Origin of the sequence: Undibacterium umbellatum (assembly GCF_014284125.1) — a bacterium.
In the GTDB taxonomy this organism is placed as follows: domain Bacteria; phylum Pseudomonadota; class Gammaproteobacteria; order Burkholderiales; family Burkholderiaceae_D; genus Undibacterium; species Undibacterium umbellatum.
The window spans coordinates 1-17,568 of the sequence record NZ_JACOFX010000028.1 but is presented as its reverse complement, the minus strand read 5'-3'; the positions used below and the strand labels follow the sequence as shown (position 1 = coordinate 17,568).

Annotated in this window: 18 protein-coding genes; 13 read left to right on the top strand and 5 right to left on the bottom strand. The window is 49.2% G+C overall.

The genetic code is table 11. The annotated features are described in order from the left end of the window. Positions 1-2: 2 nt before the first annotated feature. Entirely contained in the window at positions 3-290 is a 288-nt protein-coding gene (locus H8L47_RS27385) for an exodeoxyribonuclease VII small subunit (RefSeq protein WP_186957020.1), read from the bottom strand. A gap of 495 nt (positions 291-785) precedes the next feature. On the opposite strand from H8L47_RS27385, the gene H8L47_RS27380 reads away from it, so the two are divergent. The 3 genes from H8L47_RS27380 (at position 786) to H8L47_RS27370 (ending at position 4,391) form a co-directional block, all read left to right on the top strand. Then, positions 786-3,098 carry a DUF1631 family protein gene (locus H8L47_RS27380; protein ID WP_186956998.1) on the top strand — a complete coding sequence of 771 codons (2,313 nt, stop codon included), beginning with the start codon at positions 786-788 and terminating at the stop codon, positions 3,096-3,098. 187 nt (positions 3,099-3,285) lie between these two features. Further along, positions 3,286-3,951 carry a hypothetical protein gene (locus H8L47_RS27375; RefSeq protein ID WP_186956997.1) on the top strand — a complete coding sequence of 222 codons (666 nt, stop codon included), beginning with the start codon at positions 3,286-3,288 and terminating at the stop codon, positions 3,949-3,951. Positions 3,952-3,968: 17 nt separating this feature from the next. Continuing rightward, positions 3,969-4,391, top strand: coding sequence for a DUF7684 family protein (locus tag H8L47_RS27370; protein ID WP_186956996.1), 423 nt, complete (start codon positions 3,969-3,971; stop codon positions 4,389-4,391). Between the two features lie 64 nt (positions 4,392-4,455). On the opposite strand, the gene H8L47_RS27365 is transcribed toward H8L47_RS27370, so the two are convergent. Next, positions 4,456-5,412 carry a lipase secretion chaperone gene (locus H8L47_RS27365; protein ID WP_186956995.1) on the bottom strand — a complete coding sequence of 319 codons (957 nt, stop codon included), beginning with the start codon at positions 5,410-5,412 and terminating at the stop codon, positions 4,456-4,458. Between the two features lie 130 nt (positions 5,413-5,542). Next, a complete protein-coding gene (locus tag H8L47_RS27360) occupies positions 5,543-6,475 on the bottom strand; it encodes a lipase family alpha/beta hydrolase (protein WP_186956994.1) in 933 nt (310 codons plus the stop codon). A 558-nt stretch (positions 6,476-7,033) separates the two neighbouring features. On the opposite strand from H8L47_RS27360, the gene H8L47_RS27355 reads away from it, so the two are divergent. The 6 genes from H8L47_RS27355 to H8L47_RS27330 all read left to right on the top strand — a co-directional run bounded on the left by H8L47_RS27355 (position 7,034) and on the right by H8L47_RS27330 (position 12,192). Beyond that, the gene (locus H8L47_RS27355; RefSeq protein WP_186956993.1) at positions 7,034-7,840 is read left to right on the top strand and encodes a fatty acid hydroxylase family protein; all 807 of its coding nucleotides are present in this window, start codon (positions 7,034-7,036) and stop codon (positions 7,838-7,840) included. A gap of 27 nt (positions 7,841-7,867) precedes the next feature. Continuing rightward, positions 7,868-8,548, top strand: coding sequence for a GntR family transcriptional regulator (locus H8L47_RS27350; protein WP_186956992.1), 681 nt, complete (start codon positions 7,868-7,870; stop codon positions 8,546-8,548). Positions 8,549-8,580: 32 nt separating this feature from the next. Further along, entirely contained in the window at positions 8,581-9,045 is a 465-nt protein-coding gene (locus H8L47_RS27345) for an SRPBCC family protein (protein WP_186956991.1), read from the top strand. 201 nt (positions 9,046-9,246) lie between these two features. Beyond that, on the top strand, positions 9,247-10,347 hold the full coding sequence (locus H8L47_RS27340) for an aromatic ring-hydroxylating oxygenase subunit alpha (RefSeq protein ID WP_186956990.1): 1,101 nt from the start codon (positions 9,247-9,249) through the stop codon (positions 10,345-10,347). A 54-nt stretch (positions 10,348-10,401) separates the two neighbouring features. After that, a complete protein-coding gene (locus tag H8L47_RS27335) occupies positions 10,402-11,322 on the top strand; it encodes a DMT family transporter (RefSeq protein WP_186956989.1) in 921 nt (306 codons plus the stop codon). A 24-nt stretch (positions 11,323-11,346) separates the two neighbouring features. Further along, positions 11,347-12,192 carry a sulfurtransferase gene (locus H8L47_RS27330; protein WP_186956988.1) on the top strand — a complete coding sequence of 282 codons (846 nt, stop codon included), beginning with the start codon at positions 11,347-11,349 and terminating at the stop codon, positions 12,190-12,192. A 73-nt stretch (positions 12,193-12,265) separates the two neighbouring features. Here H8L47_RS27330 and H8L47_RS27325 read toward each other — a convergent pair whose 3' ends face one another. Further along, complete coding sequence (locus tag H8L47_RS27325; RefSeq protein ID WP_305257922.1) at positions 12,266-12,967, bottom strand: ZIP family metal transporter; 702 nt, start codon at positions 12,965-12,967, stop codon at positions 12,266-12,268. On the opposite strand from H8L47_RS27325, the gene H8L47_RS30360 reads away from it, so the two are divergent. The 3 genes from H8L47_RS30360 to H8L47_RS27315 all read left to right on the top strand — a co-directional run bounded on the left by H8L47_RS30360 (position 12,903) and on the right by H8L47_RS27315 (position 15,515). Next, positions 12,903-13,037: a hypothetical protein gene (locus tag H8L47_RS30360; protein WP_305257923.1), complete on the top strand. Its 135-nt coding sequence runs from the start codon at positions 12,903-12,905 to the stop codon at positions 13,035-13,037. The two genes, H8L47_RS27325 and H8L47_RS30360, sit on opposite strands and share 65 nt — an antisense overlap. 554 nt (positions 13,038-13,591) lie before the next feature. Next, entirely contained in the window at positions 13,592-14,443 is an 852-nt protein-coding gene (locus H8L47_RS27320) for an SGNH/GDSL hydrolase family protein (RefSeq protein ID WP_186956987.1), read from the top strand. A gap of 301 nt (positions 14,444-14,744) precedes the next feature. After that, on the top strand, positions 14,745-15,515 hold the full coding sequence (locus H8L47_RS27315) for a hypothetical protein (protein ID WP_186956986.1): 771 nt from the start codon (positions 14,745-14,747) through the stop codon (positions 15,513-15,515). A gap of 192 nt (positions 15,516-15,707) precedes the next feature. Here H8L47_RS27315 and H8L47_RS27310 read toward each other — a convergent pair whose 3' ends face one another. Continuing rightward, entirely contained in the window at positions 15,708-16,637 is a 930-nt protein-coding gene (locus H8L47_RS27310) for a hypothetical protein (protein ID WP_186956985.1), read from the bottom strand. 323 nt (positions 16,638-16,960) lie between these two features. Here H8L47_RS27310 and H8L47_RS27305 point away from each other — a divergent pair, with 323 nt between their 5' ends. Beyond that, positions 16,961-17,386, top strand: coding sequence for an SMI1/KNR4 family protein (locus H8L47_RS27305; protein ID WP_186956984.1), 426 nt, complete (start codon positions 16,961-16,963; stop codon positions 17,384-17,386). Positions 17,387-17,568: the final 182 nt, after the last annotated feature.

Sequence of the window (17,568 nt, the reverse complement as noted above, 5' to 3'; positions counted from 1 at the left end):
GCTCATTCCTCATTGCCTGCGTTACTGCCTTGATTGCCGGAATCAGCAAAAGGCTTGAGCATGCCAGCTTCTAGCACCTTGACTTGTTGTTCTACTTTTTCGAGCTGGCTGGCACAATATTTCACCAGTTCCGAGCCACGTTGGTAAGCGCTCACAGAGGCTTCCAGCGGCAGTTCGCCTGCCTCCATACTGGCGACTAGTTGATTGAGTTCAGCCATAGCAGCTTCAAACGACAAGCCTTCCACATGGGCAGGAACAGATAGATTTGCAGTTGCTTGTTTTTTTGTCATAAAGAAATGTTTGTTTCGCGCCGTTAACAAAAAAAAGTGAAACCAAACGTAAAAATCGGCGTGAAAAATAAGGTAAACAGAGTTCAACCTGCTATTTTAGTGCAATCCCAAGAAATTTACTGTTTAGTGCAATCCTGATAAGCGATTTTAGGGAGTTTGTTCGAAGCTGTTGCAGTTCTGGATTTATCCAAAGACTATACTTAAATTTTCAGAAATTGCGTTTCAAACATTTCCATGTGGAAATTAACGGTATATAGTACGTTTATCCGGTTTGATTAAATTTTGTGCATATTAGCTGCCTCTCAATAATCTGTAAGAAACTGAAATAATTGCTTTGTGTAATGAGTTTGTCTTAATTGTATGCAACTCTGGAGCCAAGTTAGCTATGCAGTCTGCAGTCTGAATAAAAAACTGGAAATAATGCCTCAGGCTAAATTTCTGCCCGTTCTATGTTGAAATTGTTGTAATAGCAAAATAACTGATTTTATTGCCACCATGTCTACGCCCATCAACCAAGCCAAGCCCAGCGGTACTGCCATGCAGTCTCGTGATGCGGTCTTGCGTGGTCTGATCCCGCTGGCGAATCATTTGGTGGCATCGCAAATTGATGCTTTCTCTGCCCGTCTCGCGAATGCCTTCCTGGCACTGTCCGAGCAAAGCATGGATGCGCGTGAAGCAAGCCTGAGCTTTGGTGCCGGGCAATTGTTGAAAAAGAATGGCTATGCCTTCTACTACCTCGCCTCTGCAGCATTTGAAGCAGCTTTCCGCAAGGAAATAGACGCTTTGTTGCAAGGCGTCAAAGCTGTCGCCAATAATCCTGACGCCGCATTGACTCTGGTTACTTACGAAGAAATGGACCAGAAGCTGGCCCTGAGCCGCGCTGGTCGCACGCTTGAACTAGACAGCGCCGAGCAGTATGCCGCGCTGAATATGCGTTTCGCCCATCTGATGGATCACGAAGCACTGAGCATTGCGCAAAATCCATTCCGTCCAGAGATTTTCCTGCACACGATATATTCAGCATGGTGTGAATATGATCCTGATGTCAATACCCATGAGCTGGTCTTGCCACTCCTGCGTGCAGACATCCTGTTTGATCTCGAACCGATTTTGAATGCGCTCAATGAAGCGCTGATTGCCAAAGGCATACTGCCTGATTTGCATGAATCATTCCGCATACGCCGCAGCCGCAATTCTGACAAGCGCAAGGATGCCGTGCCTGATGTCGCCCAAAAGCTGAGGAACCTCTTGTCTGGCAATGCCCAGCCTGATGCGCCGAATGAGACGGGCGGGCAGTTTGCAGGTGGTGGACAGGCAGGCGGATATGGCGGCGGGCAAGGTGGTGCCGGTGGCTTTGGCGGCCATCCTGGACACGCCAGTGCTGGCGGCTCTATGGGGGGCATGGGAGCCGGACAAGACGCTGCTGCTTCCAGTACCCCTTATTCTGGCTTTGCCCAGGCAGGCGAGCCCCAAACGATCGCCCGGACAGAATTGTTCCAAAAGTTGGCGGGTTTGCAAAAGAGTGTCAAGTTGCAGCAAATGATGGCTGGCGCGCAAGACGTGTTGCGCTTGTCGCAAATGCGCGAACAAATGCCTGAGCTGGCCAATAACGGCATAGAAAAAAATACCCTGGATTTGCTGTCACAAGTGTTTGACAGTGTTTTCCGCAATCAGGCTATTCCTACCCAGATCAAGGAACTGATCTCTGTCTTGCAAATCCCTGTCCTCAAGGCTGCCTTGATGGACAAGGAATTCTTTTTCCAGGAAAATCATCCGGCCCGCCGCATGATTGAATTGCTGTCGCGTTACAGCCTTGCCTGGGACCAGAAAAAAGGTCAGCAAGACCCGCTGTTCCAGACCATGCAACGCAATGTGCATCGCGTGCAGCAAGAGTTTGACCAGGAAATCGCCCTCTTTGATGAAGTCGTCGACGACCTCGAATCTTTCATACAGAAAGAAGAAAAAGAAGCCGCTGAAGCCTTGCAGGCACCAATCAAGACGGCGCTGAAAAAAGAAAAAGTCAAACAGGCCAGCATTGCCGCCACCCATGAAGTGTCTTTGCGCGTGGGCACTGGCGAAGTTGTTGCTTTTGTCGAAACCTTCCTCGAAAGCCGCTGGACCAAGGTCCTGACCCTGGCCTATAGCGTCAAGGAAGAAAAGCCTTACGCTGTAGAAGATGCCATCAAGACCATGGATGACCTGATCTGGAGCGTACAACCCAAGCTCACCCTGCAGCAGCGTCAGGAATTACTGAACCGTTTGCCCGCCATTCTGGCCCGCCTCAACAAATGGCTGAGCCTGATCAAGTGGGAAGATGCTGACCGCGTGCAATTCTTTGCCGATCTGGCAGAATGCCATGCCTCTATCGTTCGTGCACCGCTGGACCTGTCACCAGAACGCCAGATCGAAATCGCTGTCGAAGTCGCACAACAAGCTGCCGAGCGCCGTCTGGCAAAACGGGCCGAGGCCGAAAGCAAGGCAGAAGCCGAACCGCCGCCACCGCCAGATGAGCATGTAGACACTGTCACTGAACTGGAACGCGGCGTCTGGCTGGAATTCACCAAGAAAACCGGTGGCACCAACAAAGTCAAACTCGCCTGGGTCAGCCCCATGCGCAGCCTGTACATCTTCACAACGGGTGACAAGGAAAAAACTTTCCAGGTCACTGCGGAAGAACTCGAACAAACCTTCCGCGAAAAACGCGCGAAGATACTCCAGCTCGACAAAGTCGTCGACCGCGCCCTCATGGAAGTTCTGGAAAAAAACCCAGATGAACAAGAGGCTGAGGAAGAGCTGGGGCTGGTGTGATTTTCACCCTGACATAGCCCCCTCAGGCTAAAAATATCTGCTGCCCCAGCGTGCATTGCCTTGTTAGTAACTACTCAACATGGCAAACTCAGCATCTCTTCAATTCCTGTCTTAAAGTACCCTCTAAGGGCTATCTACTTATCTGAACGCAGGGCGACACAGCAGCTTTGTATTTTACTTTTTCAATATGAAATTCTTTCTCCTTCTTATCGCTGCATTATGGGTAAGCGATTCCCATGCAGCAAACCAGCGATTGAGCTGCCACAAAGCCATGCTTTACCCTGAAGTCGAGTATGAACTGATGCAGCAAAATCCAGCAAAAGTACGCAGGCTTGAAGAACACACGTTGGAAGTGAAGCATGCCAAAGGCAGGAAACAGTTTGTCGACAAACCACCACATGAAGCGCTGGCAGGCACACACTGGTTTTACTGTGGCTATCATGCAGCATTAAAGGTACATCTGATCGGCCACAACGTCGATTCATTATTCAGTGGCATCATCTTGCGCCATAGTGACGGCAAAACTTTCAAGGCTGGTCATACGATATTGATGTCACCAAAAGGGAAGAAATTTCTCGCTATCGAACAGCAAAGCGGCCTTGATGGTGAAGACTGGACAGTCTATAAGCTGTACGGGAAAAAATTGTGGCAGGGATACGGAGGCATACTCAGCACTCCAGTGAAGAACGAACCTGTCATGGTGACGGCACAATTTGTTGACCCATCCTGGCTAAATGAAGATGTACTGGAAGCAGATATCAGTTGCGCCGATATCATCAAGGGAAAAGCGGCATTGAAGATTGGCAATATCAACAAAGCAGCGCCGCGCTGGTCTTTACCGTCTGCTTGTTAAGGCTTGATTGCTTTACCATGAAAAATAATCCCATTTATCTGCATCTCAAGCCAGGTGCTGACCCTATCGACATTTCAGCATTGTCGCCCTATCTTGCCGTCATCGTGATTGAAGCGGGTGTTACGCCGGAATGGCGTTCTATGATCAGCAAGTGGCTAGCCAACTCAGGTTGCTTGTGCATGTTGGCTTGGGGGCCTGAATGCTCTTTGTGGGACGATGCTGTCGATTGGGCAAATATAGAACAGTTTGACTATATGCCTATCCCTGACGATAGCTTCATCCTTACATACTGGTTTTCGGATGATAATCTGGAAGATGTATTTGAATTCGCCAAGGGCACTGCGAAGCACCCCACTGTGGAACTTATGCGCACGGTGTTGCTTCATATTTCCAAGCAAAATGATGAAGCTATTTTTCTAAAGAAATATGCAGATGCCTGAACCAAAGGAGTTGCACCTGCAATCTTTGACCGGCTGAATGCTTCAATGTGAATAGTGAATGATCTCACTCATACGCCGGCAACCTGCGCTGTTCATCCGCATTGAAATACTGCTTGCGCACCTGATCAAGCGCCGCCTGTTTTTCTGTCGCACTGTGGAAGGACATCTCCGTGTTCAGCTTGTTTTTTTGTTCCTGGTATTGTTGTATGCGGGCTTTCCAGATGGCTTCTTCTCGGTCGACTTCGGCCAGCCTGGTGGCTGCTTCTGCTGAGGTTGCGGTGGCGCGCATATTATAGATGTCGGCATCGCTGGCACCATTGGCGCGCAGCTTGCTGGCTTGTTCTTCCAGGCGGATGACCTGATAGGGCGCGTTCTTTTCTTCTCTGAGTTCCACGGGCAAGGCATCGTCCAGGGCTTGCAGTTGCGCCTGTTTTTGCTCGGGATTGAGGCTGGCGTTTTCGGCGACATCCATGCGGTTCAGGGCGTCCATGTCATAGGCGTCATCAAAACCAAACATGGCCTGGTTTTCTTTTTCACTGAAAAAACGCTGACGGGTTTGCTGCATGGCAGACCAGCGCTGGCGGGCGGCTGTGGCCATGCTGGTTTTTCCCGCACTGATGTTTTGTGCATTGGCCTCGACGCTGACCAGTGCCTGTTTGTACTGGATATAGCGCCCCAGCAAATTTTTCGCTTGCAGGGCGGCATTGGCGCTGAGTTTTTGATCGAGCACTCTTTCAATTTCTGCGCGTATCTCAGGCAATTTCTTTTCGCCGGTGGCGGTAAGATAATAATCGAATAGCAGACGCAATTCAGCGCTGACTTGCAATTCGCTGCCACCATCGTGGCTGAGATTGCCATCCTGGGTAGTGCCTTCAAATGAGCGCACGAAATCAAAGCTATGGTCTGCCTTGCGCAATTTGATGGGTTCGCGCTGGTCTTCGGATTTCAGGGAAGTGAAAATAAAAAAAACCGCGACGACCAGGGCCGTCGCGCTGGAAAATGCCAGATTGGCTGTTCTCATAGACTCCCGCTCCTTTTTCAGATGTACTTCCTGTTATTTTGCGGACTTGCCTTGCATCATCAGCTTACTACTTCTTGTCATGAAAATGTAATGAAAGTCCGCACTTTAACAACAGTATTTGAACGCAGATTTATAAACCCTGATTTTTCAGGCGGTTGGCGTGCTGGCGATACAGCGTGACCGGATTGGTTTCAAAAATGTTGACCAGGCCTATGGTCTGGTTCACTTCATCTACATGGTTCATCGCATAGTCGTCACGTATCACCTTGCCCAGATGAGTGGCGCAACTGGCTACCAGTCCGTCATTTTTTTCACCACCAAATGCCAGTGAAGTCAGGGCCAGGGCGGGGTCCAGTATGTCCAGTATGTTGGTGTAAGGCTTGGCACCACTCCAGGAATAGTAAGCCACGCCACGTGCCGTGTAGGCACCTTCACCACATGCTGAGGTTGGTACGCCTTCTGGGTATTTGGCGTTGAACTTCAGTGTGCCTGCCGTGCTCAGTGAGTTGACTGCGGCCAGTGAGTTTTGTGGGATAGTCGGACTACCTGACAGGAAGCTGATGATTTGTCCCAGGCCATTGGTGATGGAGACCAGCACTGCATTGGGTATCGAACCTGCCGGAGCTACCCCCAGCAGCACGTCCGCGACCTTGGAACCCCGATTTACACCTCCTACCGATGTGACCGACGCCACCAGATCAGGCCTGACGGAAGCCACATAGCGTATGGTGGGGCCACCATGGCTATGCCCTATCAGGTTGACTTTGGCAGCGCCAGTGACAGCCAGGATTTGCTTGACCTGGCTCAGCAATTGTTCACCCCTGACTTCACTGCTGTTGGCAGCCGATACCTGGGTGACATAGACCTTGGCACCATCGCTGCGCAAGGCTGAGGGAATTCCATACCAGTAATCTACCGGGCCAATCTTGTCGAACCCGAACAGGCCGTGCACCAGCACGATAGGATATTTTGTCTCCGTGTAACCTGCCGCCCAGGACGGTGCTGGTAACACCATCAGGGCCATGACTAGCATCATTACTTTCTTCACCATGTGTTTTTTCATTTTGTCTCTTTCATTGTTATCGTTGAAATGAAACGCAGCGGTGCCTATGTGCCTGCTTCTGTGAGCGGGTCTTGATATGGCAAGCTCAGGCTAGGTTTCCCGCGCTTGATTAGCAAGTTGCTATGCAACATAAAAAGGCGGGGAAAATGAATAATGTGGATATTTTTCAGCGCAGGCAGCCGCGCTGAAAATTGTTAAATCATTTATATTCCCTCTGTAGATGCAGGCATAAGCCTGGAAAAGATATAGTTTTAGATGAAATTCACTAAAGTGCAGGCGCGGTTTTTGACAGTGAATAAATTGTAGGCTCTTCGCAACAAAGTTTCTTGTGCTACTCGTCCATGTGTTTTCCGCAAATTCCCCTCCGATTTGCGTCTGATTTGCTCATTCCAAGCTAGCGTTGCGACAGTCCCGCGCGGGGCTTGCTGGTTGACCAAACCGTGAAGCCAAGAAAAAAACAGTCCGGCAAAATGCCTGTGCCATTTCCAGAAAATGTGTATGATGACCTTGTGATATATCAGTTGTTCTACATTTATCTGGATTTTCCGGGAGTGAGAAATGGATGACAAGCAACGCGTATTTCGCAGCCAGTATCAGGCTGCCACCAGCCCTTATTACCACGGAGTCCTGCATGGCCTGTTTGTATTCGGGCTTGGCATTAGCCTCATCATCCTTGCCCTGACCCAGGTGCAAGGGGCGGGCTGGGCCTGGCTGGGTGTGCCATCCACCTTGCTGTTTGCCAATGTCAATGAATGGTATGTGCATAAAAACCGCTTGCACAAACGCGGCAAGAACCGCTTGTCACAACTCATCTGGCATCGCCATACCAAAGAGCATCATCATTACTTCACTCATGAAGAAATGCGGGTGGCCAGCACGCGTGAATATCGTATCGTCTTTTTCCCGGCCTATGCCTTTGTCATGATCGCTATCCAAAGCGTCTTGCTGGGTTTGCTGTGCGCCTTACTGGCAGGGCGCAATCTCGCCTATATTGTGTTTGCCACGGCTATCGCTTTTTACCTCTGGTATGAGGCCATGCACTTTCTTTGCCATGTCGATGAAAGTGCATTGGTCAGGCATCTGCCGCTGGTGAATACGATGCGCCGCAATCACATGGTGCACCACACCCAGGCGCTGATGACAGAATACAATATGAACCTCACTTTCCCCTTTGCCGACTGGCTGTTAGGCACCTCGGACTTGCAGCGCAGCTTGCTGGGCACGCTCTTTAATGGCTATAGCTCGCAACACCTGAAACCTGAAGTGGTCAGGCGTTATCAGGAACTCGGCATGGAGCCACCAGTGCCACACGTGCAAGCACCGTTGGAACCTGGCAGCGGCACGGTTTTGCCTCAGTCACAATGAAACAACGATCGCTTACAACAGCAGACCATGGATAAAACAGAATTCAGCAAGCTCTTCCCTCTCATCAAGAATGAATCGCAGGCAGCGCGTGCTTACCGTCTGCTGGAACTGCGCATCGTCTCGCTGGACCTCAAACCCGGCCAGGCGATTACTGAAAGCGAACTCTGTGAATACCTCGACCTTGGTCGCACACCCGTGCGTGAAGCCTTGCAAAGACTGGCGCAGGAATGGCTGGTCAAGATCTTGCCAAGGCGCGGCATGATCGTCAGTGAAGTTGACCTGCAATGCCAGATGCGCCTGATAGAAGCCAGGCGGGCGATGGAAGGCAGCTTGATACGCATTGCCACCCGCAAAGCCAGCAAGGACGAGCGCACCCAGTTTCGCGTCCTCGCAAATGGATTTCGCGTGGCTGCCAGCAAGGCCGATGAATTTATTCTCAGTCAAACAGATAGCGCCTTTAACCAACTGGTGTTTGAAGTGGCGGGCAATGAATTCCTGGTCTCGGCCTTGCAACGCATGCATGCCTTGTCACGCCGCTTCTGGAAGATACAGTCACAGTTTGAAGACATCCTGCATGTCACCGCCATGACCCATGCCGACCTGGCTGAAGCGATTGCCAGTGGTGATGCCGATGCAGCCGTCGCTGCTACTGAAAAGCTACTCGACAATGTTGAAGCTTATACTCGCGCCGCCCTGGATAGAAGTTAGATTGATTTAAAAAACGGAGACCAGAGCACGCCATGAGCACACATATCTACAATGCCATAGAGATACAAGTCCCAGTCCAGCAAGCATTTGATTATGCCTGCGCACCCAGCCACTGGCCGGACTGGCATCCATCTTCATTGAAGATATACACCAATAATGCCGGTATTGCCAGCGCCGGCACCAGCTTTGAAGAAGATGTGCGCGCTGGCGGCCGCACCGGGCACCTGGTCTGGACCGTAACCGAGTGCGCCAACGTCCAGCGCTGGACTGGCCAGGCAGCAGTCGATAATGGTGCAAGCCTGACTGTCAGCTATCATTTCTCAGCCACTGCAAACGGTGGCACCCTGTTTGAACGACATCTGCAATATGAGTTGCCCAACCTGGCACTGAAGATTTTGAATTTCCTGGTATTGCGCCGCCGTATTGCAGATGAATCGGCCTTGTCATTGCGTCGTTTGCAAAGTGAGTTGCAGGCAAGATATGTCAACACGCCTTAGGTTTTCTGATGGGTTATATCATTTTATTGGTACTTCAGGCCATTTTTTAAAAGTTCAGGTATAATCCCCGGTTCTGTCCAAAATTTCCTCTTCAAGTCGTTTGATCGTTTGAATTTTCGTTGGGATTGAAAATCCTTACGGAACAGGTTTTTGTGGATTCTTTCTCTCTTAGGTTGGTGCAAATTAATTTGGGGGGTGGGGATGTCCGATCTGGCTTCTTTGTCTACACTCGCGCGTTCTGACGCGCAACTTCCGGTTTACGTGTATTTTGATGAAACGCTGTTACAGCGCGAAATCAAAGATTTATTCCATTCTGGTCCGCGTTATGTCGGCCATGAACTCATGGTGCCCAATGTCGGCGACTTTGCCACGCTTGCTGCCGAAAACGAAGGCCGCATGCTGGTGCGTAGCGCGCAGGGCATAGAACTGATGTCGAATGTCTGTCGTCACCGTCAGGCATTGATGTTCAATGGGCGCGGCAATACCAATAATATTGTCTGCCCGCTGCATCGCTGGACCTATGACCTAAAAGGTGAGCTCATTGGTGCGCCGCATTTTGCCGACACGCCCTGCCTGAATTTGCAGCGTACACCGCTGCAAAACTGGAATGGCCTGCTGTTCGAGCAAAACGGCTACAACGTCATGGAACGCATGTCCAAACTCAGTGTTACCCAGGACCTGGATTTCACTGACTATATGCTCGACCATGTCGAAGTGCATGAATGTGATTACAACTGGAAGACTTTTATTGAGGTCTATCTGGAAGATTATCATGTCGAGCCCTTCCATCCTGGCCTGGGCAGCTTTGTCTCTTGCGACGACCTGAAATGGGAATTCGGCGAAGACTACAGCGTGCAAACCGTGGGCGTGCACAAGGGCTTGCAAAAGTCTGGCTCGCCCACTTACCAGCGCTGGCAAGAACAGGTGCTGAAATTCCGCAATGGTGAAACACCCAAGTACGGCGCGATCTGGCTGACACTGTATCCCAACATCATGGTTGAATGGTATCCGCATGTGCTGGTGGTATCGACCCTGTGGCCAACTGCCACTGGCAAGACCCGCAACGTGGTCGAGTTTTATTATCCTGAAGAGATCGTCTTGTTCGAACGCGAATTCATCGAGGCCGAACGTGCCGCCTACATGGAAACCTGTGTCGAGGATGATGAAATCGGTCAGCGCATGGATGCCGGGCGCAAGATTTTGTTTGACCGTGGCGTCAATGAAGTCGGCCCCTATCAATCCCCCATGGAAGATGGCATGCAGCACTTCCATGAATGGTACCGAAGAAAAATCGCAGTGTAATGTAAGATGTTAAGGGAGGCTTGTGCCTCCCTTATCTTTTGGAGTTCAGTTGTTATGCAGTCTTTATGGATGCTGGTTGCCAGCTTTCTGTTTTCCATCATGGGTGTCTGCGTCAAGCTGGCATCGGCAGATTATTCAACTTCAGAAATCGTTGCCTATCGCGGTGCCATCGGCATGCTGATGATCGCCTTGCTGGTCAAGTTACAGGGCGGTACTTTAAAAACTCGCATGCCTTACCATCATCTGGTACGTGGTGCGGTAGGTGTGCTGGCCTTGTGGCTATGGTTTTATGCCATCGGCAAATTACCCTTGGCGATGGCGGTGACACTGAACTATATGTCCCCCATCTGGATCGCCGCCATCTTGCTGATCAGTGCATGGTGGAGCAAGCAGCGTGGCCTTGCATGGCAACCTGTCGCTGCCATCCTCATGGGTTTTGTCGGCGTAGTCCTGCTGCTACGGCCCAGCATACATGCTGACCAGATCATGGGCGGCGTTATTGCCCTGGTCTCCGGCATGCTGGCAGCCTGGGCGTATATGCAAGTCAGGCAAATGGGTTTGCTGGGCGAGCCTGAATACCGCGTAGTGTTTTATTTTTCCCTGACCTGCGCGGTAGCTGGTTTGCTGGGTGCCCTGATCGGTAAATCAGTCTACGCAAGTGCGGGTGATGTTACCTGGCATCACCTCGATAGCCGGGGCATCATGCTCTTGCTGGCAATAGGCGTGACGGCTGCTGTCGCCCAAATGGCGATGACGCGCGCTTATCGATTGGGTAATACCCTGGTCACAGCCAACCTGCAATATGTGGGTATTGTGTTTTCCAGTGTCTGGGATGTGCTGATCTGGAAAGAAAGCCTGGCCTGGTTAAGCTGGCTAGGTATAGCCGTGATTTTATGTAGCGGCCTGCTTGCAACCTTCTATAATGCCAAAGCCAATCGCAAACCTATACCCGGCGATGCCATCAGTTCAGAATAATCACCATTTTTTCAGGAGACCAGGATGTATACAACATTGATCAGTGCAACAGAGTTGGCCACACATATCAACGACCAGAACTGGGTCGTGCTGGATTGTCGTCATGACTTGATGGATGCCAATGTCGGCCAGGCAGCCTATGACCTGGGCCATATCCCTGGTGCGCAATTCGTCCATCTGGACCAGCGCCTGTCGGCTGCCAAAGTCGGGCCAGATGGCGTCTTCCGTGGCCGCCATCCCCTGCCTGAAAAAGCCGACTTCATCGCCACCCTGCAAGCCCTGGGTGTCAATAACGATAGCCAGGTCATCGTCTACGATGCTCATGGCGGCATGTTTGCCGCACGCCTCTGGTGGATGTTGCGCTGGGTGGGCCACAGGGCCGTGGCAGTGCTTGATGGCGGCTTGCCAGCCTGGCTGGCAGCAGAGCAGCAGGTGACCACAGAAGTGCCCGCTGCACGCAATGGCGGCTTTGCAGAGCGTGATTCACTGGTGCACACAGTTGATGTCATCCAGGTGTTGGGCAATATCAGCAGTGCTGCCAAACCCCTGGTGGATGCCCGCGCTGCTGACCGCTTCCGTGGCGAGAATGAAACCATCGATCCAGTCGGCGGCCATATCCCCGGAGCTAAAAACCGCTTCTTCAAAGACAACCTGCAAGCCGATGGCCGTTTCAAAGCTGCCGATCAGTTACTGCAAGAGTGGTCTGCTGTAGTGGGCGACTCCAGTCATGCCATCATGCAATGCGGCTCAGGCGTTACCGCCTGCCATAACCTGCTGGCGCTGGAAGTAGCCGGCCTGCACGGAGCGGCTTTGTATCCAGGATCGTGGAGTGAGTGGTGTGCAGATGCATCCAGGCCGGTGGAGCGTTGAATTAACGGACGGGGATTGCATTTCGTTGGTTGGGCCCGGCCCAACCAACGAGTACAAGCAAATTCTAAAATGACTAATGATGCCTGGTGACAAACAACACCAGCACCACCCCCAGTGACACCAGAATAATCTGCGGTATCGTTTCTTTCAACGTCGCCCGTCTCTGCATCTGCGGCATCAAATCGCTGACCGCAATATAGATAAACCCGGAAGACGCAAACACCAGCACATACGGGATCATGCCGCTGGCACTTTCCAGAGTGTAATAGCCAATCACGCCACCGACCACACCCATCATGCTGCAGATCAGGTTGTACATATAAGCACGCATGCGGCTAAAACCGGCATTCAGCAAGACAATGAAATCACCTATTTCTTGCGGGATTTCATGAGCGATGATGGCCAGGCCAGTCACCAGGCCCAGTTTGGGGTTGGCCAAAAACGCCGCTGCGATCAATATGCCATCAGTGAAATTATGCAGGCCATCGCCCACCAGTATCATCCAGCCAGCCTTGCCCGCCTCATGCGCATCATGACCATGTTCATGTTCGTGACCATCCCCCTCATGGTGATGCGAGTGGCGCAGGATGGCGAATTTTTCCAGCAAAAAGAAAGCCAGCAAGCCACCCAGCAGGCAGGCAAACAGCGTGCGCGCGTCAGCCCCTGATTCAAAAGCCTCTGGCAAGGCATGCAGCAAAGAAGTGGACAACATGATGCCCACCGACAAGCTCACCATGCGCTCTACCACTTTGGAGAGCAACGAAAACGAAAAAATGGCAGCCGCAGTGATGCTCAAGACACCAGCAATCGTGGTAGCAAACAGTATGGATAACAGCGTGGAGTGAATTTTAAACCTCAGGAATTTGCAACCAGGTTGCAAATTAAAGCATATTACGGGGGTTTCTGCAAATCCAGTCTTAACTTAATGTTATCTTGCCGTTATCCACATCATTCCCATTGTTGCAATCTAAGGATGCAATCCCAAAGTTTTTTTCCCAGATTGCATAAGGAAAATCGTTGGAGTAGAAGCTGTCCTGTATCCCCAGATAAGGTAAAGAATTTCTGCCCGGCATGAATAACAAGCACATTGTTGCAATGGTAGATGATTATAAAAAAAACTAGTTGAACTTATAATTATTTAAGTAAATAACAATGTAGTATTTCAACTGTCTCACGCAGTTTGGAATCAAGTTGCAATCATCAGGCGCAAGTGCGGGATAGGTGGGCAAAGGATGCTATAGCAACGGAAAAGTTAATGCCGCGCCAAGCGTCAATAGCGGGAAATTTCTGCAAGGGAAGTTGTCACTGATCAGTAGCTATGCATGGTCACGTCAAGTTCCAATCAATTCAATGCATTACACCTCAATCTGATTCGACGAATTTATTAAGGGAAAATTTCATGCGTCCACATCTCATTTACTCGATTACCAAAGAAATTGAAGCTGAAAAAATCTCAGGATTGCCACTGCTGGCAATTGGAGATTCCTGGTTTGATGTGGGGTCACTTCCGCCTTGGGACACGAGCAATATCCTGTATCAACTGGATTTGAAAAAAGAATACACAATAGTCGGATTTGCCCGTTCGGGACAAGAATTAAAGAACATGGTCAATGAATTGCAGAACCGGGCACTGTTCAGGGAATTGCTCTTGAAAAATGGAATTCCCTATCGCGGCATCCTAGTGTCTGGTGGTGGCAATGATTTGATCGCATTGGCCGCTGCCGATCAAAAACTGGACAGGTCGCACAGGATATTACTCAATACATCAGAAGTGCCTGCTCCACAAAGACAATTGCCAGAGGCCTATATATGTCCACAAGGGCTGGAAGTATTCAAGTTTCGCATGCTTGGTCACTATCAAAAGCTGATTGAAACCAGAAACAAAAATTATGCAGGCATACCTATCCTGGCGCACTCATATGCTTACGCCACTCCCCGAATGGCTGGCATACCAATTGTTGCACCAAATGGCTGGTTGGCCGTATCGCTAAAAAAACATAAGATCCCTCCTGAGTTATGGGGGAGCATCAAAAAACTCTTAATCAATGAAATGTTCAGTGTCATTGAAGAGCTTGCCAAAATACCTGGCAACCGTGTGGTTGCCGTTGATACCAAAAATTTACTGACACCTGCTGAACCTGGCAGTAAAGGCGAATCCAATGATTGGGAAAATGAGATTCATCCTAATCTGACAGGGTATAAAAAATTAGCTGCTTATTGGAGTAAGCTGATTGACAGCGAAATTGCCTGAGGCACGAGACGTATCATCATTGCTGAGGCTGTACATACTCATTGCAGGCTTAATCCAGCGATCATTTACTTTGCTCGCTGGATTAAGCGAAAGATTCGGTCAGGTTTTTTGAGAAAACATTTAAAGTCATTGATTTGCAATGACTAAATTCCAGCGTTTTCTTCGGCGCTATCTTCGACAGTGAGCCGATAGTGACAATTGAAAAAATGCATTTCCTCAGCTTGGAATTGTTATAATGTAAAGCCTGCCCCTACTTGGCTCTTGCACCTTCTTGTCTCTTTCTGAACCTGGTATTCAAATAATGCAAAATAAAATATTGACCCTCTTTTTCATCCTGAGCATGGGATTTTGCTTTTCAGTAAAGGCAGCAGACCATAGCATTCAACCTCCTGTCAATGAAGAAACCTTGAAGGTTTGTTCAAACCTGGATATGTATGCAGACTTCGCAGTAGACGGACGTGATTCTGCAATGCCGAAGGAGATTGCATTCAACATGGTCAAAGCATCAATGAATCGTCATCTTAAAATTCCAGCAAACTTGCTGTCTGAATACATCACGGTTGTTGGCAAAATCTATGAGCTTATTTATGCAGATCAGACCATCAAGCGTGGCGCAACTCAAGCTGCAATTGTCGATGCCTGTTCGCATTACAAAGGCCAAAATGCAGATACGCGCTATATTGCCAACTACCTCGAAAGAAACCCACGGTCTGCATGGGATCCATTGAAGCGAGTGCCTCTCTGCGAAAATGTCGCACAGTCTGCATCCAATATTGCCGTTGCCAGAAACAAGGGCATGTCACTGGAAAATGTCACCGTTCTCGTCAAAGATGGATTGCAGAATGACCCTTTGACTTTGCGTGTCATGCCAAAAATAACGACCGAAGTTTTTGAAAATCCTGATGTCAATACCTCTTATATTTATGTGCACAACTTAAAGAAATGTATGGCATTAGAGAGAAACGAAAAATATGCCGAACTGGCAGAATTAAAACCACGTCTTCGCAGCTGTGAAAAATTAAAAGTAGAGGAAGAAAAACGGCAGTGTGAGCGAAAGATATTTGGTATATAAGGCCGGCCTAAATTACCCACATTCCGTTAATGCAAAGTGCAGGTCCGTAGGAGCGAATAGTATGGCGTAATCGCACGCATGCCAATCGCACTCTTGTCAATCACCATTGAGCAGCGCGTATTTTAAAACGCGCTGCTCAATGACGTAATGACGCAACGGCTGGATCAAGAGGAGGAGTGCGCGGGCAATTTATCAATGCACATAGTTATATAATTGTTTCATTGAAACCTTGACGTTTTCCAATGATCCAACGATGACGTAAGACCTGAAGTGATAGGTGCCAGACGGATTGTAAATGCGAAATACATTATTCCATTTCACCGTATCTGGAAATCTGAACCGACCATAGCCTAAGCCTGCGAATGTGGCTTGTGGCGCTTCTGGCGAATAAATCCCCATTGCCCATCCACCGTCTGGCGTAGAAAAAATGACAGGCAGATTTTGCTCACCAGGCCCGTCACTTAATGGGGCCTCCATGACGGCATTGTTTCTGACGTCAAATGTATAAAACTTGGAAAACTCTGGTGGCATATACCCTGTCAGAGCCTCAAATACGCCGAAAGAATGGGATTCATTACTAGGGATGGTAAATTGCGTCAGATACTCAATCACATGCGGCATATTGGGCAGGCCGATGGTGATTCTTTTGTTGAGGATGTGATTTGACACCTGGTTACCACCTACCGGATACCAGAATGCCATTTTTGTTTGTGTGGCCAGGACATTACTGGTTGCCCACTCCCCTTGCAGGATACTGCTGCTCGGACTAGGATTGACGCCGTTGTACGGTACCGCTGCTCCCGCTTCAGTTGGATTAAAACTTTCACCCAAGTTGTCAAACGACGAAGCAGATTGTAGTTGTCGGCCATGGTCATAATCGTTGATAAACTCTTTTCCTCTCCACGTTAGAGAGCAAACGGCGCCCGCATCGTGAGAGCATGTTCTGATTGTGATAGGCCAGGGCCCAGCCATTGCCGATATTGTTTGATCAGCATGCGCCTGCGGCAGAAAGAACAGGTTGGCGCAAAGTGCTATCAGTGCTGAGCTAAAATAGATCTTGCGGCCTTTTTTGTGAAACTTCATTCCAGATCTCGTTTCGAGTTGATTTGCTGTTGAAGTCATCGCATTTCCTTTTTTTGGGTAATAAATTGACATTATCGACAAAATATAGACTTTCCAGATTGCGTCAAAAATAGAACATTGACATGATATATTATCATAAATGTAATTTAATTGTATTAATTACACTTTCATCGGGGGGCTTGCTTCAAGGAGAATTCAAATCGAAGGCAATTGTCAGCTTGTCCGGCTTTGCCTGCATTCCCTTAAGGCAAAGTGCTATGCGAGAGGCGGGGTCGACATTGATGTATTTCCAGGCTTTGCGCACTGTCAATCGACCCTATGCGTTGCATTAATCGCTAGGAAAATTCAAGGAGTTATGTTCGATGTTTGACTGGAGTTCATTTGGAATAGAAAAAAAATCATCTGTGGATGCACGGATGGTTTCTTCGATACAGAAGCAGCTAGACCTTGTATTTCCTGACTCTTATATCGACCTCATGAAATATGCTGATGGCGCCAGTCCCGAGATATCTTCGTTCGAGTATGAAGATTCAGGGACATGCATCAGTGAGTTCTTTGAATTTAGCGATGAGCTAAGACCGCCTACCATTATGTGGTATGCACGTCCTCAAGGAGTAAGCAATCTTCCTGATAGATATATTCCAATAGCGCGAGATGCTGGAGACTATTTGATCTGTCTGAATTTTAATAGTAGTCCGCCGACAGTTGAAATACTTGATCCTGCTACTCATCAACTCAGCTTGATTGCACCTAGTTTTAGTCAATTTGTACGTCTATGGCATGAGTAAGGGGCAGCGCAAGTGCGCGGACACACCTTGGTCCACGCTATTCAAGCAGTCGAGCTGAGGTATCCTGATTTTTTAGGACATTCCTGTTTGTTAAAATAAACGATCAGGAGAAATAATGAAACAGAAAAAGAGATATACACCGGAATTGCGGGAAGAAGCAGTGAAACTTGTGTTGGCACAAG